This window comes from Streptomyces sp. NPDC058308 (assembly GCF_042880275.1).
GTDB lineage: Bacteria > Actinomycetota > Actinomycetes > Streptomycetales > Streptomycetaceae > Streptomyces.
The window spans coordinates 50,898-72,285 of sequence record NZ_JBHVZA010000035.1; the positions used below are offsets into that span (position 1 = coordinate 50,898).

Below are 21,388 nucleotides of genomic sequence, written 5' to 3' on the forward strand. Positions count from 1 at the left end.
CCCCACTACGGGGTTGCCGCCTCTTCCGCGTACCGCCGCGCCCCTCCCCGCCCCCGGGCCCGGCTCAGCGCACCGAGGCGAACCACCGGGCGATCTTCGGCGCCGCCTTCGCGACCGACCGCATGTGCGGCACGCCGCCCTGATCCATGACGGGCGCCCGCACACCGTGACCGGCGAGGTCCGCCGCACAGCTGCGGGCGTTCCCGATGGGCACGTCGGTGTCGCCGCGGGCCGCGTAGAGCCGTACGGGAGCCTCCGGCTTCCAGTCACAGGAGCCGTCATTGGCCACCAGCGCCTCTTCCAGGCCGCCCGAGGGGTGCCTCAGGCGCTCGTAGAAGGAGGGTGTGACCAGCTCCTTCACGGACCCGGGGAGCGAGCCGATGATCTCCTCCTCGCCGTGCCGGCCGTCGAAGAGCTGCTCGACCCGGTCCGCATAGGGGGCGCGGAACGCCTCCGCGGGGTCCTTGTAGAGCGGGTGCAGACGGTTCTGGGCGACCAGGAAGTACGAGAGGTAGAAGACGCCGCTCGTGCCGTTGACCCGGCCGTCGTAGAGCGCGGGCATCTCCTCGCCGGAGAGGTCGTAGGGGCCGCTGACCGGGGCGACGGCCCGCGTCGTGAACCCGGAGCGCTTGCCCTTCAGCTCCCGGCCCAGCGCCATCGCCACCTGCCCGCCCTGCGAGAAGCCGGTGAGGTACAGATCGCCGGAGAGCTTGCGCCCCTGCCGGGCCGCGGCGGTGCGCGAGGCCCGCAGCATGTCCTCGGACGCGGTCACCGCCGAGCGCGTGTCCATGTACGGGTGGGTGCCCGGGCCCTTGCCGAGCCCGAGGTAGTCCGGGGCGGCGACGGCCTTGCCCGCGGCGGCGTGGAGGTAGGGGCTCAGCCGCCCGAAGTCCTCCGCCACGGAGGGCGCGTAGTCGCGGTGGACCATGGTGCCGTGGGTGTCGGACACGAGACCGAGCCTGCGCCCCTCCGCCCGCCCCTGGGAGCTCTTGGGCAGCACGAACAGGCCGGTGGCCGTGGTGGCCCCGCCCCGGGTGTCGACGGTGCGGTAGGTGAGCCGGTACGCGCTCACGCCGTACCGCACCGTGCCGCTGCCGAACTTCCCCTCCGCGAGGAACGCGGCGACCTCGGCGCGGCTCAGGTCGGCGACGGGAGTGACGTCCAGGAGGCTCCCCCGCCCCTCGGACGACGACGCCTGCGCCGCCGAAACGGCGGGCGCGGCGACGAGCCCACCGAGCATCAGAACGGCGAGGGCGGCGGCTCCCCGCCGTACGGAACGGGCGTGACGACGGCTTGAGTTGGTCATACCGAAACGCTACGAAGCCGACCGCTCGGACGACATCCGGGAGACCCCCCGGCAGGAGGTGTACCTACGAACACCAGAAAGGCTTCCGGTCGGGCCAATCCAGCCCGTCCGGGACCAATTCAGCCCGTCGGGCGCAAATTCCGCTCGGCCGGGGCAAATCCAGCCCGTCCGGCGCTTGAGGACGAACTCGGTGGAGCCGGTGATCCAGCCTGTCCGGGGCAAATCCAGCCCGTCCGGCGTTTGAGGACGAACCCGGCGAAGCCGGTGATCCAGCCCGTCCGGCGTTTGAGGACGAACTCGGCGAAGCCGGTGACAGACCGAGCCCCGGACTACAGCCTCTGCAAGATCGTCCCCGTAGCCACCGCACCCCCCGCACACATCGTCACCAACGCAAACTCCTTGTCCCTGCGCTCCAGTTCATGCAAGGCCGTAGCAATGAGCCGCGCCCCCGTAGCCCCCACCGGATGCCCGAGCGCGATCGCGCCCCCGTTCACGTTCACCTTCTCCAGGTCCTGCCCGAAGACCTGCGCCCAGCTCAGCACCACCGACGCGAACGCCTCGTTGATCTCCACGATGTCGATGTCCTTCAGGGACATCCCCGCCTTGCCGAGCACCGCACGCGTCGCGTCGACCGGCCCGTCGAGGTGGAAGTGCGGGTCGGCGCCGACCAGCGCCTGGGCGACGATGCGCGCCCGCGGCTTCAGCTTCAGCGCCCGCGCCATCCGCTTGGACGCCCACATGAGGGCCGCGGCGCCGTCCGAGATCTGCGAGGAGTTGCCCGCGGTGTGCACGGCGGTCGGCATGACCGGCTTGAGGCGGCCGAGGCCCTCCATCGTGGTGTCGCGCAGCCCCTCGTCGCGGTCGACGAGCCGCCACATGCCCTGCCCGGCGGCCTGCTCCTCCTCCGTGGTGGGCACCTGCACGGCGAACGTCTCGCGCTTGAAGCGCTCCTCGGCCCAGGCGACGGCCGCCCGCTCCTGCGAGATGAGGCCGAGCGAGTCGACGTTCTCGCGGGTGAGGCCGCGCTTGCGCGCGATGCGCTCGGCGGCCTCGAACTGGTTGGGCAGGTCGACGTTCCACTCGTCGGGGAAGGGTTTGCCGGGCCCGTGCTTGGACCCCGAGCCGAGCGGCACCCGCGACATCGCCTCGACACCGCAGCTGATGCCGACGTCGATGACGCCGGCCGCGACCATGTTGGCGACCATGTGACTCGCCTGCTGCGAGGAGCCGCACTGGCAGTCCACGGTGGTCGCCGCGGTCTCGTACGGCAGCCCCATCGCGAGCCAGGCCGTGCGCGCCGGGTTCATGGACTGCTCTCCGGCGTGCGTCACCGTGCCGCCGACGATCTGCTCCACGCAGTCGGCGTGGATGCCGGTACGCCCGAGGAGTTCGCGATAGGTCTCACCGAGCAGGTAGGCGGGGTGGAGATTGGCGAGCGCGCCCGCGCGCTTGCCGATGGGCGTGCGTACTGCTTCGACGATGACGGGTTCCGCGGCCATGGGCTCGTCCTCTCCCTCCACGTCCCGCGAGCCGTCCCGGCGGCTCGCGGGTGGAACTAGTACGCGTTCTAGTTCCGTGCAGCAGTCTGCTGAGCGCGACCCCGGCGCCGCAAGGGTCTTGCACGCATCTTGCGCGGGACCCGCGCGCAACCGGACCCGCCCTGGGCCTTGCCTCTTGTAGAACCCGTTACTACCTTTCGAGCGAGCTGCCCTGATGGACCGTCAGAATCATGCCCACGCCTGGAGTTGCCGATGACCTGTCCAGCGCTGCCCGACGGGTTCGACTTCACCGACCCCGACCTGCTCCAAGACCGCATACCCCTGCCGGAGTTCGCACAGCTGCGACAGACGCAACCGGTGCGCTGGGTCGACCAGCCGCCGCGGACATCCGGTTACGACGACGCGGGCTACTGGGCCGTCACGCGGCACGAGGACGTCAAGTACGTGTCCACGCACCCCGAGTTGTACTCCTCCAATCTGAACACCGCGATCATCCGCTTCAACGAGAAGATCACCCGTGATCAGATCGAAGTCCAGAAGATGATCATGCTCAACATGGACCCGCCCGAGCACACCCGGGTCCGCCAGATCGTGCAGCGCGGCTTCACCCCGCGCGCCATCCGCTCCCTTGAGGACGCGCTGCGCGCCCGCGCCGCCTCCATCGTCGGGACGGCCCTCGCGGGCGCGGGCGCCGACGGCTCCTTCGACTTCGTGACGAACGTCGCCGTCGAGCTGCCACTGCAGGCCATCGCCGAGCTGATCGGCGTCCCCCAGGCGGACCGCTCCAAGATCTTCGACTGGTCCAACAAGATGGCGGCGTACGACGATCCGGAGTACGCCATCACCGAGGAGGCCGGGGCCGAGGCCGCGATGGAGATCGTCTCCTACGCGATGAACCTCGCCGCCGCCCGCAAGGAGTGCCCCGCCAAGGACATCGTCAGCCAGCTGGTGGCGGCCGAGAACGAGGGCAACCTCTCCGGCGACGAGTTCGGCTTCTTCGTGATCCTGCTCGCGGTCGCCGGCAACGAGACCACCCGCAACGCCATCACCCACGGCATGCACGCCTTCCTCACCCATCCGGACCAGTGGGAGCTCTACAAACGCGAGCGCCCCGCGACGACCGCCGAGGAGATCGTGCGGTGGGCGACGCCGGTGGTCTCCTTCCAGCGCACGGCCACCCAGGACACCGAGCTCGGCGGCGCGCGGATCAAGAAGGGCGACCGGGTCGGCATCTTCTACTCCTCGGCCAACCACGACCCCGACGTGTTCGAATCACCGGAGAAGTTCGACATCACCCGCGATCCGAACCCGCACCTCGGCTTCGGCGGCGGCGGCCCGCACTTCTGCCTCGGCAAATCCCTGGCGGTCCTGGAGATCAACCTCATCTTCAACGCGATCGCCGACGCCATGCCAGGCCTGCACCTCACCGGCGACCCGCGCCGGCTCCGCTCCGCCTGGCTCAACGGCGTCAAGGAGCTGCAGGTCAGCACCTGCTGACCCGCCTCCAGGGAGGCAGGGGCGCCATTCCCACGCCCCCGCCCCTGCCTCCCCCGGAGCGGCCGGGGCCGGCCGGCCCGCCCGGTCGGCCGCCCGCGGCGCACCCCTGAGCCAGTGGAGCGCGGCAAGGCGACCTATCAGGTCAATCACGTTTACTGAACCAACGTTTCCGTTGCACGAAGCGTCCTGAGAAGTGAACCTTGCCTCCCCAGGACTCGAACGGAAACGGTGGCCGTGGTCTCTGCCGATGTCTCGCTCTCCCCGCCCGGCAGTGCGTCCACCGGCCGGAACTCTCCCCTCCGCCCTTTCTTGCGGCGCTTTCGCGTGCCGCTCCTCGCCACCGTCCCCACCCTCCCGCTCTACGCCGTCTGGGTGGCGTTCCTCGCCACCGGCGGCGGCGACCTCGCGGCGCAGGAGGCGTGGGCCCGATTCGCCTCCGAACACGGCACGGCCGCGTACAACCTCTTCTGGTACGGCGGCATGCACACCGCCAACTACAGCCTGATCTCGCCGTATCTGATGGCCGCACTCGGCGTGCGGACCGTGACGGTGCTCTCCGGGGTCGCGGGCGCCTGGCTGGTCGCCGCCCTGATCGAGCGCACCGGCATCCGAAGACCGCTCTGGCCCGCGGTCCTCGCCTCCCTCGCGATCTGGTGCAACGTGGCCTCCGGGCGCACGACGTTCGCGCTCGGCCTCGCGTTCGCCCTCGCGGCCTGCCTGGCGCTGGTGGGGCGGCGGCGGGTGGTCGTCGCGGTGGTGTGCGCGGCGCTAGCCACCATGGGCTCCCCGGTCGCCGGGCTCTTCCTCGTCGTGGCGGGCGCGGGCTACTTCTTCGTACGCGACTGGGTGCGGTCGGCGGCGCTGATCCTGCCCCCGGCCGTGGTCGTGGCGGCGACCACGGTGCTCTTCCCCTTCACGGGCGAGCACCTGATGCCCTTCGACCGGATCTTCCCGCCCGTGCTGTTCAGCCTGGCCCTCATCCTGGCGGGGCCGCGCCGGTGGCGGGTGCTGCGGTGGGGCGCCGGCGTCTACGCGGCCGGGACCGTCCTCACGTATCTCATCCCGTCCCCGATCGGCACCAACGTCGAACGGCTCGCGGAGCTGGTCGGTCCCGCCCTGCTGCTCGCCGCCCTGCTCGTCCCCGGCCTGTCCCGGGCGCGCAGGATCGCGCTGGCCGTGGCGCTCGTGCTCTCCTCGGCCTGGGTGACGCAGAAGACCGTCGACGACCTCGCGGTCTCGACGAAGGTGCCGAAGTGGGCGGTGGACACCCAGGGCGTGGTGCGGGAACTGGAGCGCCTGGAGGCCAACCGCACCCGCGTCGAGGTCGTCCCGACCCGCAACCACCGCGAGGCCACCGCGCTCGCCCCGTACGTGAACATGGCGCGCGGCTGGAACCGCCAGCTCGACATCGAGCGCGGCCGGCTCTTCTACGACGGGTCGTTCTCGGGGGCCAGCTACCGCAAGTGGCTCGACAAGTGGGCCGTCGCGTACGTGGTGCTGCCCTCGGGCAAGCCGGACGGCTTCGCCGAGGACGAGGCGGAGCTGGTGGCGAGCCGCCCGAAGTGGCTGGAGCCGGTGTGGAGCGACGCGCACTGGCAGATCTTCCGGGTGAAGAACCCGGTGCCGCTGGTCTCCGAGCCCGCCGCCGTCGTGCGCTCCACCGGGTCGAACGTGGTGGTGCGGGTGCCCAAGCGGGGCTCGGTGACGCTGCGCCTGGTGTACTCGCCGTGGCTCCGGGCGAAGGGCGCCTGCCTGAAGCGGCACGGCGAGTTCACGCGCCTGTCGGTGCCCGCCCCCGGCACCTACGAGATCAGCTCCGGATACGGTCGTTCGCCGGGCCGTCCTTCGACGTGTCGCTGAGGGGTTTCGACGTATCGCCGACCGGCTTCGACAGGCCCACGACCGGCTCCGCGCCCGTGGCCACCCTCAGCGGCCGGCGCACCCGGGGCCCCGAGAGCAGGTAGGTCAGGCCGAAGCCCGCGCCCACCACGGCCGCGCCGCCCACCGCGTCGAGCACCCAGTGGTTGCCGGTGCCCACGATCGCGGAGACCGTGAAGAACGGGTGGACCAGACCGAGCGCCTTCATCCACCACCTGGGCGCGACGACCGCGATGACCAGACCGCACCACAGGGACCAGCCGAAGTGCAGCGAGGGCATCGCCGCGTACTGGTTGGTGAGCTTGGTCAGCGTGCCGTAGTCCGGCTGCGTGAAGTCCTGCACGCCGTGCACGGTGTCGATGAAGCCGAGGCCCGGCATCAGCCGCGGCGGGGCGAGCGGGTAGGCGCAGAAGCCGATGAGCGCGAGGACCGTCGCGAAGCCGAGCGCGGAGCGCGCCCAGCGGTAGTCGGCGGGCCTGCGGACGTACAGGACGCCCAGGACGGACAGCGGCACAACGAAGTGGAACGACGTGTAGTAGAAGTTGAAGAAGTCCTGGAGCCAGTCGGTGCGCGCCGCCAGGTGGTTGAACCAGTGCTCGATGTCGATGTGCAGGAACTGCTCGATCGAGTGGACCTGTTCGCCGTGCTGCTCGGCGGTGGCCCGGCCGCCGGAGATCGTGCCGCCGGTCGCCGCGAGCCTGACCTGCTGGTACGCGGAGTAGCCGACGCGGATCAGGAGCAGTTCGAGCAGGAGGTTCGGGCGGGTCAGGACGCGCCGCCAGAACGGCACCAGCGGCACCCGGCTCCAGCGTGCCGGGACGGGCTCGGCGTAGTCCGTGGGGATGGGGCTGCCGTACTGCGGGTGCGACCGGTGCAGGAACGGCACGACGGCGGCCGCGGCGAGCGCCGTGAGCAGCACGATGTTGTCGCGGATCGGCTCGGTGACCGGCATGTTCGGCAGCATCATGGTGGCGGGCAGCGTCGACACGAGGACGACGGCCACCGGCCACATATAGCGGTCGGAGCGGCGCTTGCCGACCCGGCCGACCACCGCGAAGAGCACCCACAGGAGCTGGTGCTGCCAGGTCGTCGACGACACCGCGACCACGACACAGCCGGTGATCGCGACGGCGAGCAGCAGCTGCCCGTCCTTCGCGTACCGCACGGCGCGGCGCAGGCCCACGTAGACGAGGGCCAGGCTCAGGGTGACGAAGAGCCCGGTCTCAAGGGGGCCCTCCAGGCCGAAGCGGAGAAGCATGCCGTGCAGCGACTGGTTGGCGGTGGTGTCCGGGCCCGTACCCAGGCCCGCGCCCGCGAAGTGGTGGATCCAGTACGTCGACGAGTCGTGCGGCATCGCCGCCCAGGTGAGGGCGGTGCAGACGGCGAAGGCCGCGCCGGTGGACGCGGCGGCCTTCCTGCGGCCGGTGAACCAGAGCAGCACGGCGAAGAGCAGCATGGTCGGCTGCAGGGCCACGCCGATGCCGGTCAGGACGCCGCTGGCCCGTTCGCCGCGGACCGCGAAGAGGCCGAGCAGGACGAGCAGGACCGGCAGGATGCTGGTCTGGCCGAGGTGCAGGGTGCTGCGCACCGGCAGCGACAGGATGAGCAGGCTGATCGCGACGGGGGCGGCAAGCAGCGAGGTGCGCCGGGTGACGGGCTGCGGCAGGGCGCGGGCCGCGACCAGGCCGAGCACGACGACGAGGCCGAGCGTCCCGAACGTCCAGGTCCAGCCGAGCGCCTGTTCGCCCGCGCGCGCGAGCGGCTTGAGGACGAGGCCCGCGAAGGGTGGCCCGGTGAACTTGTCGGCGTCGTAGAAGGAGCCGTTGACGTGCAGGACGCCTTCGGGACCGATCCAGGCGTCCAGGTCGGTGAACCGCTCGCCCTTGGGGGTGCGCAGGACGTCGGCGACCTGCCGGACGGCCAGGACGGCGGCGATCAGCCAGAGGCCAACCCTGGCCGCTCCGATCCGCGCCTCGGGGCCGGCGTCCGCCTGCCCCGCCCTCAAGGCATTGCCCGGTCCTCTGTGCTCAACGTTCGCCACGCGCCGTCGGCCCTCCTGCTCCGTCCGTCATGTGTGCGGCCCCTGTCTTTGAAGAGCCTGTGTACGGCCCGTAGAGTTCCGCGCCCTGTTGTGAGACGCACGCAACCACCGTTTCACCTGGCAGCCACATCGATTTGTATCGGCCTCCCGGCCTCGGCCTGCCACCGGGGTACCCCTACGGAGTGGAGGATCCCCAACCCCAGGATGACTGCTCGGGCCCCGGCGCGCGGTTCCCGGCCGGAGCAGCGACATAGATCACAAAGGCGCCTTATCTCCGCTGCCTGCGGAAACACCGTTTGACCTGGACAGAAGCGGTTTCCGCGCACAGTGCGGCCGAACGGACACCGTCCGTAATGATGCCCCCTGCACCTATGGTCGCTTTTCGGGCCGCCCCGGTTTCCGGGCGCGGCCTCATCCTTGTCGTCGATCGAGAGCAGGCGAGCGAACCCTTGGCGAGCGCCACACCCGTCGCACTACGGAAGCCCGAGCCTTCGGAGGGAGCGCTGTTCTCGGCGGGACGCCACCCGGGGGCCGGCGGAGAAGCGCCCGGCGGGGAAGCGGCCGCCGGGGACGTCACCGTCACCGACCCCGCGATGGTGAAGCGCGCGGTGAAGGCGGCCGCCCTCGGCAACGCGATGGAGTGGTTCGACTTCGGCGTCTACAGCTACATCGCCGTGACGCTCGGCAAGGTCTTCTTCCCCTCGGGCAACCCGACGGCCCAGCTGCTCTCCACCTTCGGCGCCTTCGCCGCGGCCTTCCTGATCCGCCCGCTCGGCGGCATGGTCTTCGGCCCGCTCGGCGACCGCGTCGGCCGCCAGAAGGTCCTCGCGCTCACCATGATCATGATGGCGGCGGGCACGTTCGCGATCGGCCTGATCCCGTCGTACGCGGCCATCGGCGTCTGGGCCCCCGTCCTGCTCCTCCTCGCCCGCCTGGTGCAGGGCTTCTCCACCGGCGGCGAGTACGCGGGGGCTTCGACCTTCATCGCCGAGTACGCGCCCGACAAGAAGCGGGGCTTTCTCGGCAGCTGGCTGGAGTTCGGCACGCTGGCGGGATACATCGGCGGCGCGGGCCTGGTGACCCTGATGACGGCCCTCCTCTCCACCGACGACCTGCTCTCCTGGGGCTGGCGCATCCCGTTCCTGATCGCGGGCCCGATGGGCCTCATCGGCCTCTACCTGCGGATGAAGCTGGAGGAGACCCCGGCGTTCGCCGCCGAGCTGGAGAAGGCCCACAAGGACGAGCAGTCCCGCGCGAAGGTGCGCCTGCGCGACATGGTCACGGGCCAGTGGAAGGCCCTCCTCCTGTGCATGGGCCTGGTCCTGGTCTTCAACGTCACGGACTACATGCTGCTCTCGTACATGCCCAGCTACCTGACCAGCGAGCTGAAGTACGACGAGACGCACGGCCTCCTGGTCATCCTGGCCGTCATGGCGCTGATGATGTGCGTCCAGCCGTTCATGGGCGCGCTCACGGACCGGGTCGGCCGCCGCCCGGTGATCGCCGCGGGCTGCGTCGGCTTCTTCGCGCTCTCCATCCCCGCCCTTCTCCTCATCCGCGAGGGCTCGCTGTGGGCGATCGCTCTCGGCCTCGGCGCGCTCGGCCTGCTCCTGGTCTGCTTCACGGCCTCGATGCCGTCGACCCTCCCCGCCCTCTTCCCGACGAAGGTCCGCTACGGCTCCCTCTCCATCGGCTTCAACATCTCCGTCTCGGTCTTCGGCGGTACGACACCGCTGGTCGTGACGGCGCTGATCGGCGCGACGGGCAACAAGATGATGCCCGCGTACTACATGATGGCGGCAGCCGTGATCGGCGGAATCGCCGTCTGGTACCTGACGGAATCGGCCCGCAGGCCGCTGCCGGGGTCGCCTCCGGCGGTGGAGACCGAGACGGAGGCGATGGCTCTGCGCGGCGGCCACTGAATCGCCGGCTGCGCCGAACTCGTCCTCAAACGCCGGACGGGCTCGATGGCTTCAGCACGGCTCCGGGTGCCGTCTTCCACCCCTCGGACGTTGCGTCCCGCCTCCGGGCGCTGCATTTCAGCCCCTCCGGGCGCTGTATTTCAGCCCCTCCGGCGTTTGAGGAGCGGGGCCTGGGGCGGAGCCCCAGAAGACCGAGCCACGTCCGAGGGGGCGGGCACCGTATTCCAGCCCCTCCGGCGTTTGAGGAGCGGGGTCTGGGGCGGAGCCCCAGGAGACCGAGCCACGTCCGGGGGCCAGGGGGCCGAGCCCCTGGTTTCGGGAAGGGGCGGGCTCGGGGAAATGAAGACGGCACCCCCGCCAGTACGCGATCCCCCACTGACAATTCACCGCACCCCCCGTAGACTACTTAGCAAGCCTAACTAGACGGTCGAAGGGAACGCGCGAGCCCCATGAACCAACAGCAGTGGAACTCCGTCGACGACTACTTCACCGACCTCCTCGCCCCACCCGACGAGGCCCTCGCCGCCACCCTGCGCGACAGCGACGCGGCCGGCCTGCCACACATCAACGTCGCCCCCAACCAGGGCAAGCTGCTCCACCTCCTCGCCCAGCTCCAGGGCGCCCGCCGCATCCTGGAGATCGGCACCCTCGGCGGCTACAGCACCATCTGGCTGGCCCGGGCCCTGCCCGCCGACGGCCGCCTCATCACCCTCGAATTCCGCCCCGAACACGCCGACGTGGCCCGCGGCAACCTCGCCCGCGCCGGGCTCGACAAGACCGTCGAGATCCGCGTCGGCCCGGCGCTCGACTCCCTCACGGCACTCGGCGCCGAGCACGCGACCCGCCCCGAGCCCTTCGACCTCGTCTTCATCGACGCCGACAAGGCCAACAACCGGCACTACCTGGAGTGGGCGATCGAGCTGACCCGGCCCGGCAGCCTGATCGTCCTCGACAACGTCGTACGGGGCGGCGCCGTCACCGACGCCACCAGCACCGACCCGAGCGTGCTCGGCACCCGCGCCGCGCTGGAACTCATGGCGGAGCACCCCAAGTTGAGCGCCACGGCGGTGCAGACGGTCGGCACCAAGGGGTACGACGGCTTCGCGCTGGCCCGCGTACTCGCCTGAACGGGACGCACCGCCCGCCCCTCCTCCCCGCCCCCTCAACCCTCGTGGAAGTAACCGACGTTCACGCTCCGCGGCCCCGACCTGTCCTTGATGACGAGCTCGCCGGAGCCACCCCGGGCGAGCGGCGCGATCCCTCCGTACGCGAGGAACCGCGCCGCCCCCTCGGAGACCAGCCGCACCTCACTGGCCGGGTCGGGGTTCGAGCCGCGCAGCCAGCTGACGGACCACGAACCGTCGGGCCCGCAGCGGAACTCCAGGTGTGTACGGGAGACGAAGAGCCAGTCGTCGGGGGTCACCAGACGGCACACGTTGCGGTCGCGCCCGACGCGCAGCACGGCGCCCGGCTCGCTCGGCGCCTCCGCCATGAGCATGCCTGCGGTGGCGCCCGCGTCCGCCCCGGACACCGCGGCCATGGTCAGCTCAAGCACGTGAGTACGCTCCTTCAACTCGCGGCGGTACGAGCGCCGTTGGGGTGTCGCGCGCTGCCGCATCCTAAGTGCCCGCCCGGGCGGTGCGCACGGCCTCCTGGGACAATGACCCCATGACGGAGCGCAAGCCACCTGGAGTCGGCTTCGCGTCCTGCTACGACGTCGACGAGGTGGCCTGCGACTGGCGGGAACGCCACCCCTAGGCCCTGTCGTCAAACTCCCGGCTGCCTCGCGGGCGAACGACGCGAGCTTGACGACAGGGCCTAGGGGCAGCGCTGCCCGGCCCGTTTGGCGGGCCGATTCCGGGCAACTCGTTCCGGGGTACGGGTGCCGAGGCCCACCGGGTCTCGCGCCCGAGGCCGATCCCCGAGCGAGAAGGCACCCACTCATGTCCACAGTCCTGATCATCGCTCTGATCGTGGTCGTCGTCGCCGTCCTCGCCGTCGGTGCCGTCGCCGTGGTGAACAGCAAGCGGGGCACGGGCGGCAGGCGCGGCCTCAGGCACCGCTTCGGGCCCGAGTACGACCGCGCGGTCGCCCGGCACGACGGTGACACGAAGGCGGCCGAACGCGACCTCGGCGAGCGTGTGAAGCGTCACGGCTCGCTGCGTACGCGCCCGTTGGAGCCCGCCGCGCGCGAGCAGTACGCGGCCCGCTGGACCGTCGCCCAGGAGCGCTTCGTCGACTCCCCCCGGGCCGCGGTGACCGAGGCCGACCGGCTCATCGCCGAACTGGCCGGCGCCCGCGGCTTCCCGGACGCGGGCCACTACGAGGACCAGATAGAGGCGCTCTCCGTGCACCACGCCCACCACGTCCACGGCTACCGCAGGGTGCACCGGGCGGCCCTCGGCACGACGGGCCCCGAGGAGGGCAGGACCGGCACCCTGGGCGGCACCCTTTCCGGCACCGAGGCCGACACGGCGGCCGGCACCGAGGAGATGCGCGCGGCCATGATCGAGGCCCGGGCGCTCTTCGACGCCCTCGTCGCGGAGCAGCGGTCCGACACCGGCGCCGCACACACCGACCGGCACGACACCCACAAGCGCTCGACCGGCATCACCCACAAGGGAGTTCAGCATGGCTGAGGCGTCCGCTCTCTATCCGCCCGACGCGCGCGACAAGCTGACGCTGCGCCTCCAGAACGCCGTCAACGGCTTCGTCGACAACCCCCGTACGGCCGTCGAGAACGCCGACAGCGTCCTGGAGGAGGCGATCGCCGACCTGACGCGCACCCTCACCGAACGCCGCCGCACCCTGCGCACGAGCTGGGAGTCCCTCCCGGCCGAAGGCGCCCCCGGCGCGCCCCCGCCCCCCGAGGGCGCCCCGCCCGCCGAACCCCCCGCCGGCGACACGGAACAGCTCCGCCTCGCCCTGCGCGACTACCGCGAGACGGCCGAACGCCTGCTGCGCCTGTAAGGGCATCGAGTCGAGGGCTGTGAGGGCTCACCCTTGAGGCTCACTCCTGAAACTCCCGCCTGAGGGCTCACGCCGCCCCGACGTGCCCGTACGGCAGGATGGCGGCATGAGCATCGTGAAGATCAACGCCCTCACCGTCCCCGACGAACAGCGCGAAATCCTGGAGAAGCGCTTCGCGTCCCGCGCGGGCGCGGTCGAGAACTCGGACGGCTTCGAGTGGTTCGAGCTTCTCCGCCCCGTGGAGGGCACGGACCAGTACCTCGTCTACACCCGCTGGCGCGACGAGGCGTCGTTCCAGGCGTGGATGGAGGGCCCCATGAAGGCCGCCCACCAGGGTGGTGGCGAAGGAGGCGGCGAGCGTCCCAAGCCCGCCGCCAGCGGGTCCTCGGTGTGGTCCTTCGAAGTCGTGCAGCAGGCGGCGCCCAAGGGCGAGTGACACGGCTTCGCTGGCCTCCGGCCGAATGTGATGTGCCCTCGCGCCCGACTCCGGGTGCGAGGGCACGTCCACGTACTCGCCCCATCGCCCGCGCTATTTCCCTTGCCGGGCGGCGGCTGTACGAGCCCAGAATGGCGCCATGACCGATACCGTCTCCGCCCCCTCTGCCGTCCCTGCCGCCCCCGCCGCCACAGCCCTCTGGACCATCGCCCCCGAGCCGTACGACTCGCCCGTCGCCGCCGCGCTCTGGCGTGCGTATTACACGGAGGTCAGCGACCGCTGGTACCTGCTCCACGAAGGGCACGCCACGGACCCGGCGGAGCTGGAGCGCGAGGTCGCGGCGGAGACAGGGGCCGACCTCGCGCCGCCGGGCGGGGTGCTGCTGGTCGCGTGGTGCGGGGGCGAGCCCGTCGGGACGGCGGGGGTGCGGCTGCTCGACGCGGAGACCGCCGAGCTCAAGCGCGTCTTCGTACGCGAGGACATGCGCGGCAGGGGCGGCGCGCCCCGCCTCCTCGCGGCCGCCGAGGACGCGGCCCGTGGCCTTGGGGCCGGGCGCATCGTCCTCGACACCCGTACCGACCTGGTGGAGGCCCGCACGCTGTACGCCCGGCACGGGTACGAGGAGACCGAGCCGCTCACCGAACGTCCGTACGCCGAGCACTGGTACGCCAAGCAGCTCACTCAGGTCTGAGAGCCTGTCTTTGAACGAGTACGCGAGCGCCCCGTCAGGCCGCGCGCACCACCGTCGCGCCGTTGTGCGGCCGCTCCGACTCCGAACCGCACAGCTCGGAGCTGAGCTCCTCGACCAGCTGGGTCAGGTCGGTCGGCCGGCCGGGGCTCCACCAGTCGCCGAGCAGTTCCGAAAGAGACGCCTCGCGGGCCTTGGCGAGGTCGGCCGCGACCTCGCCGCCGCGCTCGGTCAGGACCATCTCCAGGCCGCGCCGTACGGCCAGGCGGCGCTCCTCGACCTGGCGGGCGGCCGCGGTGACGACGGTCAGCGGCACGGTGGTGCGCTCGGCGAGCACGCCGGGCTCCACGGAACCGTGCCGGGCGATGCGCAGGAGCAGCCAGCTCGCCGCGGGCAGCAGGTCGTACCCGGCCCGCTCGGTGATCTTCACGTAGATCGCACGGCGGCCCTCGCGCGTCCCGAGCACCGAGAGCGCCCGCGCGCACTCGTCGTGCGACGAACGCTCCACGGGGTTGCTGGCCAGCGTCTGCGTCGGATCGGGCGCCGTCACGGAGACGCGCAGCTTGTCCTCGCGCAGGAACCAGGCGAGGACGAAGGCGGCCAGGGCGACCGGCGCCGCGTACAGGAAGACGTCCGTGATCGACGAGGCGTACGCGTGCAGGGCGCTGGGCCGCAGCTCGGCGGGGAGCCGCGAGATGCCGCGCGGGTCGGCCTCCAGGGTGCGCACGCTCAGGCCGGGCGGCAGCTGTTGCCCGGCGAGGGCGTCGGTGAGCTTGTCGCCGAGCCGGTTGGTGAAGACCGTGCCGAAGATCGCGACGCCGAAGGAGGCACCGATCGACCGGAAGAAGGTCGCGCCCGACGTCGCGACGCCCAGGTCCTCGTAGCTCACCGCGTTCTGCACGATGAGGACGAGCACCTGCATGACCAGGCCGAGGCCCAGGCCGAAGACGAAGAAGTACGCGCTCATCTCGCCGGTGCCGCTGTGCTCGTCCAGCCGGTGGAGGAGGAGCAGGCCGATCGTGGTGACGGCGGTGCCCGCGACGGGGAAGACCTTCCAGCGCCCGGTGCGGCTGACGATCTGGCCGGACGCGGTGGTGGACAGGAGCATGCCGGCCACCATGGGCAGCATGTGCACGCCCGACATGGTCGGCGTGACCCCCTGTACGACCTGCAGGAACGTCGGCAGATACGTCATCGCCCCGAACATCGCGAAGCCCACGATGAAGCTGATGACCGCGGAGAGGGTGAACGTGCGGATCCGGAACAGTTTCAGCGGGAGCACCGGCTCCACGGCCCTGCGCTCCACCGCCACGAAGACCGCCGCGAGGACCACGCCGAGCACCGCGAGCCCGATGATCCGCGGTGAGCCCCAGGCCCACGTGGTGCCCCCGAGCGAGGCGACCAGGACCAGGCAGGTGGCGACGGACGCGATGAGGAACGTGCCGAGGTAGTCGATGGTGTGCCGGGTCTCGCGCACCGGAATGTGCAGCGTGGTGGCGATGACCAGCAGGGCGATCACGCCGATCGGCAGGTTGACGTAGAAGACCCAGCGCCAGCTGAGATGCTCGGTGAAGAGACCGCCGAGCAGCGGACCGAGGACGCTCGTCGCGCCGAAGACGGCACCGAACAGGCCCTGGTACTTGCCGCGTTCGCGCGGCGACACGATGTCCCCGACGATCGCCATGGACAGCACCATGAGGCCGCCGCCGCCGAGTCCCTGCAGCGCGCGGAAGCCGATGAGCTGCGGCATGTTCTGCGCCATGCCGCACAGCGCCGAGCCGACCAGGAAGAGCACGATCGCGGTCTGGAACAGCTTCTTGCGGCCGTACTGGTCGCCGAGTTTGCCCCACAGCGGGGTCGCGGCGGTCGCGGCCAGCATGTACGCGGTGACGACCCAGGACAGATGGTCCATGCCGCCCAGTTCGCTGACGATCGTCGGCAGCGCGGTGGACACGATGGTCTGGTCGAGGGCGGCGAGCAGCATGCCGAGCAGCAACGCGCCGATGGAGACCAGTACGCCGCCGGACGGGTGCCCGTTGCCGCCCCGGCCCGGGGAGGACCCGGGGCCCTGCCCCGCGGGGCGTGCGCCGGCATCTTGCGTCATGGACACCTCCAGGGGTCCCTGGGTCCCGAGGCAGCTCTCCCCTCGCCCTTTCCTCTCTCCATCCTGGTCCGTGTCGCGAGTTATGGCCTGTTGAAGGAGGGGCCTGCATCACCGCGGATCGGCATAATCACTGGAGCTCTCGGGGCGGGCGGGACAGCTGAGGGGAGGAACGGCCGGTGGCCGAGCAGGACGAAGGGCGTGACGGACGAGGACGGGGTGAGCTGGAGCGCCGCCATCGCCATCCGCGATGCCCTCGGTGCGGGGTGGAGCGCGGGGTGGAGCGCGGGCGCGAGGTGGCGGGGAGTGAGGCGGCGGGGAGTGAGGCGGCTGGGAGCGGGGCAGCTGGGAGCGGGGCAGCTGGGACCGGGGCAGCTGGGACCGGGGCAGCTGGGACCGGGGCGGGGACGTGCGGTTGCGCTCGGCGTGCTGGGGGTGAGGTCGAGGCGGGCGATACGGGTGCGGTGAGGCGCGCGGGCGGTGACGTCGAGGCGGGCGATACGGGTGCGGCGACTGATGCGACCGCGGCGGGCAAGGGCGCTGCGACTGGCGCGGCCAACGCGGCTGCCACGGTCGACACGACCGGCACGACTGGCACGACTGGCACGGTCGACACGACCGGCACGACCGTGGCGGCTTCGGCCACGTCGGCTGCGACCACAGCCGCTGCTGACGCGGCAACTGCGAACGCGGCCGCCGACGCAGCCCACCGCAGCCGGACGCGGACCCGGTCGGCCGAGGCCGCCGCCGCGGAGGACTTCGATCCGCTGCGGATACGTCCGTACGTATCGCTGCCGGACCCCGACCGTTCCGCCCCGGCCCGGCGCCCGGCGGAGACCGCGTCGCCGTCGGCACGCCCGCCCGGCCCCCCAGCCGGGCCCACTCCCGACCCCGACCCCGCCCCCGAGGCCGAGCCCGATCCCGCCACGCCCTCGGCGCCCCCGCCACCCCCGCCCAAGCCACCCGCCCACAGCCGCCGCTTCGCGCTGCTGGTCGGTGCTGCGGGCGCCGTGGCCGCCGCAGTCGCTGCCACCGTCTTCGCCATCGGCCTCCTCTCCTCGGCCACGGACCGGCCGGCCCGGGACCGGGCCCTGCAGGGCGACCCGGTGTCCGCGCCGGTGCGCGCGGACCCGACGAAGCCCGGACCGCCGAGTGCGAAGCCGTCCGAGTCCCCCTCACGCACCCCCTCCCACACCCCCTCCGCCCCGCCGAGTGCGAGGCCCTCGCGTTCGCCGTCCGCGCGCTCCGAGCCGCCGCCCTCCTCCGCACCGCCGCCGTCGACGGCGCGCGCCACGGGGTCGGTCGGTACGTCGCCGTCGTCGCCTCCCGGCAGGACGGCCGACGCGACCTTGCGGGAGGGCGACGAGGGACCACAGGTCGCGGAGCTGCAGGACCGGCTCGCGCAGCTGTATCTGTACATCGGCGAGCGCGACGGCACCTACACCTCGCAGGTCACGGACGCGGTCACCCGCTACCAGTGGGCCCGCGGTCTCCGGGACGACGCCCCGGGCGAGTACGGCCGCCAGACGCGCCGCAGCCTGGAGTCGGAGACCACGGAACCCTGAGCGTCCCTACGCCCCCCATTACTGCCCACTTACTGTCCACGCAGCCACGCCACAGCGGTCGCCGCCCCTTCGGGTGGCGGCGACCGCCTGGGCGTGCGGAGCGAGGCTCCCCTCGTCAGCCCCTCACACGGTGTCCTCCAGAGGGGACCGCGTGAGGCCTCCCCCGGGGAGGACCGAGCCGGAGCCGTGGTGTCGGCGCTGCGGCTCCAGCGGTCCGCTGGACGTCCGGTCGGCAGCCGCCGAGCCCACCCGTATCAGGGTTGGGTGTCGAGCCACTCCCGGAACGTGGGCCCGGCGAGCTCGGCGTGCGGGCCGGGCAGAAAAGCCCCGGCCGCCGCGATCTCGGCATCGGGCAGGCCGGAGCCGTCGACCGCGACGACCTTGACGCCCCGGCGGGCGCCGAGGAGTTGGGCCGCCTCGGCCATGGTCTCCCTGCGCGGCCCGGCGATCTCGGGGATCGGCGTTCCGGGATCCGGCCGGGCGGGCGGCTCGGGGTCGGTGGCCAGGTCGACCAGCGTTTCGGCCACGGTGCGGCAGGCCACGAGCTGGGTGGGCAGGGCCGGGACGTGGGCGACATCGCCCCGTCGCCAGTCCAGGAGTTGGCCGACGAACTCGTGGAACTGCGCGGCGCGCAGAATGCGAGCGGGCAGCGGGCCGGACAAGTGGCCCTCTTCGTGCACCTGTTGGGAGGCGACGAAACCAGCGGTGGCCTTGTCGTTGCCGATGATGGACGCGGCGACGACAAGGCCCGCCCCCGCCGACCGCCCCGCCTCGTGGAGATTGCGTGTGGCGGTGCGGAAGAACTCCGTGGCCGCCTCCTGGTCGGAGTCGTGCCATGCCGCGACGTCGAGGATGACGTCGACGCCGGTGAGCGCCTCGGCCAGGCCCTCACCGGTGATGATGTCCACGCCGGTGGCGCGGGACATCGGCACGATCTGGTACCCCCGTTCCGCGAGGACGTCCACCACGTGGCGTCCCAGCCGACCGGTCGCTCCCGCCACCGCGAACCTTCCGGCGCTTGTGTTCCGTGCCTGTTTCCTCGCGCTCATGTTCCGTGCCTTCCCGGGTGCCGTGGATGTCCGAGTGATACGGCGGACGCACGCACCGGACCCGTAACCCCGGGACCGGCCGCGCGGCGTCCTGCCGAACACGGGACGCCGGCGCACCATCGCCCGTAACAGCCACAGCCGTGTGACGCGGGCCACCGGCGGACGGTGTTACGGAACGGCGGGGAGCGGCGTCCAGTGTGGGGAGCAGGGCTGGGCACGAGCAGGCGGGAGCCGGGTATGAGCGAGCGCGACGGACGAACCACGAGGGCAGCCACGTCGCTCGACCGTGCCGCCCGGACGGAGTCGGTGGACTCCGCCACCGAGGTTTTCGTCGCCCACCGCAATCTTCTGTTCACGGTCGCCTACGAGATGCTCGGTTCGGCCGCCGACGCCGAGGACGTGGTGCAGGAGGCCTGGCTGCGATGGGTGGGCGTCGATCCGGCAACGGTGCGGGAGAAGCGTGCCTACCTGGTGCGCATCGTCACCCGGCAGGCCCTGGACCGGATGCGTGCGCTGGGTCGGCGCAAGGAGTCCTACGTCGGGCCATGGCTGCCCGAACCGCTGCTGACCGCCCCGGACGTGGCCGAGGACGTCGAACTGGCGGACAGCGTCTCGATGGCGATGCTGCTGGTACTCGAAACGCTCACGCCGGTCGAACGGGCGGTGTTCGTGCTGCGTGAGGTGTTCGACCTCGCGTACGACGAAATCGCCGGAGCCGTCGGCAGGAGTCCGGTCGCGGTCCGCCAGCTCGCCTACCGGGCGCGGGCGCACGTCGCCGCGCGACGGCCACGCGGCACCGCCTCCCCCGCCGAGGCCCGGGCCGCACTCCAGGCTTTCCGACGAGCGGTCGAAACCGGCGAGTTGCAAAGCCTGCTGGATGTCCTCGCGCCGGACGTCGTCGCCCTCAGCGACGGCGGCGGAGTCAGGCATGCCCTGCTGCGGCCCGTCGTGGGTGCGGACAAGGTGTCCCGCCTGCTGGCGGGCGGCTGGTGGAAGCTCGGCGGCGAGAGGTCGGTCGAGCCGGTGCAGATCAACGGTGGCCCGGGGCTGCTCATCCGGGTCGACGGGGAGATCGACGGCGTGCTTGCCGTGCGGGTCGAGACCGGCTGGGTCACCGGCGCCTACCACGTCCGCAACCCCGAGAAGCTGTCGCGTGTGACGCGGGAGACCACTGTCAGCCGGGCCTGACCTCGGCCGACGATGTGCGCCAACCGGGGAAAGACCCTCGGCAATCAGTCGCATGTGACGCGGGAGACCGCCGTCAGCCGCCGGGCCTGACCTCCGGCCGACGATGCGCGCCACCCGGGGAAAGACCCTCGGCGATCAGCCGAACGTCAGGCGGATCGTCCCGTCACCCGCGTCGGCGACCCGCACCCCGGTCAGGTCCTCGACGTGCACGGTGGGGCCGAACTCGGCCGCCCGGGGGCCGACACCCACGACCCTCATACCGGCCGCCCGGCCCGCGAGGATCCCGGCCTCGGAGTCCTCGAAGACCACGCAGTCCGCCGGCTCGAACCCGAGCGCCGCAGCCCCCTTGAGGAACCCCTCGGGGTCCGGCTTGCTGGCGCCCACGCTCTCCGCGGTCACCCGCACGTCCGGCAGCGCGAGCCCGGCCGCGGCCATCCGGCCGGTGGACAGGGGCACGTCGGCGGAGGTCACGAGCGCGTAGGGCAGGCGCTGACGGGCCAGCGACGCCAGGAACGTGGGCGCGCCCGGCACCGGCACGACGCCCTCCATGTCGGAGGTCTCGGCGGCGAGCATCTCGCGGTTCTCCGCGTGGTTCTCGGCCATGGGCCGGTCCGGCAGGAGTATCGCCATGGACGCGTAGCCCTGGCGCCCGTGGGCGACCTTGATGACCTCGTCGAAGTCGAGCCCGTGCCGCGCGGCCCAGCGCCGCCAGCAGCGCTCGACGACGGCGTCCGAGTTGACGAGGGTGCCGTCCATGTCGAGGAGTACGGCCCCGGCGGTCAGAACGGGTGCGACAGGGTCGGCGGTCGTGGCCGTCATCGGGGAGCTCCAGAGCGCAGAGGCAGCGGAAGATCAAGGCAGCCCCGCCCGCCGGTCAGGGAGTACGGGCGGAGCCACTTTGTTCCTGCACGGTACAAAACGGGGGCGGCAAAAGCCAACGCCGCAGGTCACACCGCCCAAGCACCCCAAAAAGGACCAGCTCCGCATCCGGCGTCACGGCGAGCGGCGGCGGGAACTGCGCGACCGGCCCCACACGGCCCGCACCGTGCAGACCAGGCAGGCCAGATAGACCAGGCAGACATCCCCGAACTCCGCCAAGCCGTCACCCGACACCCCGCCCCCGCACGCGCCCCCCGCACCCAACGCACCGCCCCCCCATTACCTTCTTCGTAGCCCCGCAACGGGGTTACCGGTCTTCGGAGTTGGCATGACTACCTCCCCTTGTCGAACGGATGGCCTGGGGGGTGG

Annotated in this window: 17 protein-coding genes; 10 read left to right on the forward strand and 7 right to left on the reverse strand. The window is 71.8% G+C overall.

Annotated features, from left to right (window positions below):
• Positions 1 to 64 precede the first annotated feature (64 nt).
• The gene (locus tag ACFVYL_RS33100) at positions 65 to 1,306 is read right to left on the reverse strand and encodes an alpha/beta hydrolase (protein WP_389722556.1); all 1,242 of its coding nucleotides are present in this window, start codon (positions 1,304 to 1,306) and stop codon (positions 65 to 67) included.
• Between the two features lie 329 nt (positions 1,307 to 1,635).
• On the reverse strand, positions 1,636 to 2,805 hold the full coding sequence (locus tag ACFVYL_RS33105; protein WP_389722558.1) for a steroid 3-ketoacyl-CoA thiolase: 1,170 nt from the start codon (positions 2,803 to 2,805) through the stop codon (positions 1,636 to 1,638).
• 252 nt (positions 2,806 to 3,057) lie between these two features.
• Here ACFVYL_RS33105 and ACFVYL_RS33110 point away from each other — a divergent pair, with 252 nt between their 5' ends.
• Both ACFVYL_RS33110 and ACFVYL_RS33115 read left to right on the forward strand, forming a co-directional pair.
• Complete coding sequence (locus ACFVYL_RS33110) at positions 3,058 to 4,302, forward strand: cytochrome P450 (RefSeq protein WP_389722560.1); 1,245 nt, start codon at positions 3,058 to 3,060, stop codon at positions 4,300 to 4,302.
• Between the two features lie 228 nt (positions 4,303 to 4,530).
• Positions 4,531 to 6,162, forward strand: coding sequence for a hypothetical protein (locus tag ACFVYL_RS33115; protein WP_389722562.1), 1,632 nt, complete (start codon positions 4,531 to 4,533; stop codon positions 6,160 to 6,162).
• On the opposite strand, the gene ACFVYL_RS33120 is transcribed toward ACFVYL_RS33115, so the two are convergent.
• Positions 6,113 to 8,221 carry a bifunctional glycosyltransferase 87/phosphatase PAP2 family protein gene (locus ACFVYL_RS33120; protein WP_389722564.1) on the reverse strand — a complete coding sequence of 703 codons (2,109 nt, stop codon included), beginning with the start codon at positions 8,219 to 8,221 and terminating at the stop codon, positions 6,113 to 6,115. The genes ACFVYL_RS33115 and ACFVYL_RS33120 overlap by 50 nt on opposite strands.
• A gap of 353 nt (positions 8,222 to 8,574) precedes the next feature.
• Here ACFVYL_RS33120 and proP point away from each other — a divergent pair, with 353 nt between their 5' ends.
• Positions 8,575 to 10,143: a glycine betaine/L-proline transporter ProP gene (proP, locus tag ACFVYL_RS33125; protein ID WP_389722566.1), complete on the forward strand. Its 1,569-nt coding sequence runs from the start codon at positions 8,575 to 8,577 to the stop codon at positions 10,141 to 10,143.
• 449 nt (positions 10,144 to 10,592) lie between these two features.
• On the forward strand, positions 10,593 to 11,270 hold the full coding sequence (locus ACFVYL_RS33130; protein ID WP_389722568.1) for an O-methyltransferase: 678 nt from the start codon (positions 10,593 to 10,595) through the stop codon (positions 11,268 to 11,270).
• 35 nt (positions 11,271 to 11,305) lie between these two features.
• Here ACFVYL_RS33130 and ACFVYL_RS33135 read toward each other — a convergent pair whose 3' ends face one another.
• The gene (locus ACFVYL_RS33135; protein WP_389722570.1) at positions 11,306 to 11,698 is read right to left on the reverse strand and encodes a hypothetical protein; all 393 of its coding nucleotides are present in this window, start codon (positions 11,696 to 11,698) and stop codon (positions 11,306 to 11,308) included.
• Positions 11,699 to 12,086: 388 nt separating this feature from the next.
• Here ACFVYL_RS33135 and ACFVYL_RS33140 point away from each other — a divergent pair, with 388 nt between their 5' ends.
• From ACFVYL_RS33140 to ACFVYL_RS33155, 4 genes are all read left to right on the forward strand, one after another.
• Entirely contained in the window at positions 12,087 to 12,782 is a 696-nt protein-coding gene (locus ACFVYL_RS33140; protein WP_389722572.1) for a hypothetical protein, read from the forward strand.
• Positions 12,775 to 13,113: a hypothetical protein gene (locus tag ACFVYL_RS33145; protein ID WP_389722574.1), complete on the forward strand. Its 339-nt coding sequence runs from the start codon at positions 12,775 to 12,777 to the stop codon at positions 13,111 to 13,113. Before ACFVYL_RS33140 ends, ACFVYL_RS33145 begins: the two co-directional genes overlap by 8 nt.
• Before the next feature lie 106 nt (positions 13,114 to 13,219).
• Positions 13,220 to 13,549 (forward strand): antibiotic biosynthesis monooxygenase family protein, encoded by a 330-nt coding sequence (locus tag ACFVYL_RS33150; RefSeq protein WP_389722576.1) that lies wholly within the window; start codon positions 13,220 to 13,222, stop codon positions 13,547 to 13,549.
• A 139-nt stretch (positions 13,550 to 13,688) separates the two neighbouring features.
• Positions 13,689 to 14,240, forward strand: a complete 552-nt coding sequence (locus ACFVYL_RS33155) for a GNAT family N-acetyltransferase (RefSeq protein WP_389722578.1) — start codon at positions 13,689 to 13,691, stop codon at positions 14,238 to 14,240.
• A 34-nt stretch (positions 14,241 to 14,274) separates the two neighbouring features.
• Here the strand turns inward: ACFVYL_RS33155 and ACFVYL_RS33160 are convergent, their stop codons facing one another.
• A complete protein-coding gene (locus tag ACFVYL_RS33160; RefSeq protein WP_389722580.1) occupies positions 14,275 to 16,341 on the reverse strand; it encodes a DHA2 family efflux MFS transporter permease subunit in 2,067 nt (688 codons plus the stop codon).
• A gap of 461 nt (positions 16,342 to 16,802) precedes the next feature.
• Between ACFVYL_RS33160 and ACFVYL_RS33165 the strand changes: the two genes are divergently transcribed.
• The gene (locus ACFVYL_RS33165) at positions 16,803 to 17,903 is read left to right on the forward strand and encodes a peptidoglycan-binding protein (protein ID WP_389722582.1); all 1,101 of its coding nucleotides are present in this window, start codon (positions 16,803 to 16,805) and stop codon (positions 17,901 to 17,903) included.
• A 254-nt stretch (positions 17,904 to 18,157) separates the two neighbouring features.
• Here the strand turns inward: ACFVYL_RS33165 and ACFVYL_RS33170 are convergent, their stop codons facing one another.
• On the reverse strand, positions 18,158 to 18,904 hold the full coding sequence (locus ACFVYL_RS33170) for an SDR family oxidoreductase (protein WP_389722584.1): 747 nt from the start codon (positions 18,902 to 18,904) through the stop codon (positions 18,158 to 18,160).
• 285 nt (positions 18,905 to 19,189) lie between these two features.
• Here ACFVYL_RS33170 and ACFVYL_RS33175 point away from each other — a divergent pair, with 285 nt between their 5' ends.
• Complete coding sequence (locus tag ACFVYL_RS33175) at positions 19,190 to 20,140, forward strand: RNA polymerase sigma-70 factor (protein ID WP_389722586.1); 951 nt, start codon at positions 19,190 to 19,192, stop codon at positions 20,138 to 20,140.
• A 135-nt stretch (positions 20,141 to 20,275) separates the two neighbouring features.
• On the opposite strand, the gene ACFVYL_RS33180 is transcribed toward ACFVYL_RS33175, so the two are convergent.
• A complete protein-coding gene (locus tag ACFVYL_RS33180) occupies positions 20,276 to 20,959 on the reverse strand; it encodes an HAD family hydrolase (protein WP_389722588.1) in 684 nt (227 codons plus the stop codon).
• Positions 20,960 to 21,388 lie beyond the last annotated feature (429 nt).

Excerpts from the sequence above, each read along its gene's own strand:
- ACFVYL_RS33100 (WP_389722556.1), bottom strand. The coding sequence starts at position 1,306 with ATGACCAACTCAAGCCGTCGTCACGCCCGTTCCGTACGGCGGGGAGCC.
- ACFVYL_RS33105 (WP_389722558.1), bottom strand. The coding sequence starts at position 2,805 with ATGGCCGCGGAACCCGTCATCGTCGAAGCAGTACGCACGCCCATCGGC.
- ACFVYL_RS33110 (WP_389722560.1), top strand. The coding sequence starts at position 3,058 with ATGACCTGTCCAGCGCTGCCCGACGGGTTCGACTTCACCGACCCCGAC.
- proP (WP_389722566.1), top strand. The coding sequence starts at position 8,575 with ATGATGCCCCCTGCACCTATGGTCGCTTTTCGGGCCGCCCCGGTTTCC.
- ACFVYL_RS33130 (WP_389722568.1), top strand. The coding sequence starts at position 10,593 with ATGAACCAACAGCAGTGGAACTCCGTCGACGACTACTTCACCGACCTC.
- ACFVYL_RS33140 (WP_389722572.1), top strand. The coding sequence starts at position 12,087 with ATGTCCACAGTCCTGATCATCGCTCTGATCGTGGTCGTCGTCGCCGTC.
- ACFVYL_RS33145 (WP_389722574.1), top strand. The coding sequence starts at position 12,775 with ATGGCTGAGGCGTCCGCTCTCTATCCGCCCGACGCGCGCGACAAGCTG.
- ACFVYL_RS33150 (WP_389722576.1), top strand. The coding sequence starts at position 13,220 with ATGAGCATCGTGAAGATCAACGCCCTCACCGTCCCCGACGAACAGCGC.
- ACFVYL_RS33155 (WP_389722578.1), top strand. The coding sequence starts at position 13,689 with ATGACCGATACCGTCTCCGCCCCCTCTGCCGTCCCTGCCGCCCCCGCC.
- ACFVYL_RS33160 (WP_389722580.1), bottom strand. The coding sequence starts at position 16,341 with ATGACGCAAGATGCCGGCGCACGCCCCGCGGGGCAGGGCCCCGGGTCC.
- ACFVYL_RS33175 (WP_389722586.1), top strand. The coding sequence starts at position 19,190 with ATGAGCGAGCGCGACGGACGAACCACGAGGGCAGCCACGTCGCTCGAC.
- ACFVYL_RS33180 (WP_389722588.1), bottom strand. The coding sequence starts at position 20,959 with ATGACGGCCACGACCGCCGACCCTGTCGCACCCGTTCTGACCGCCGGG.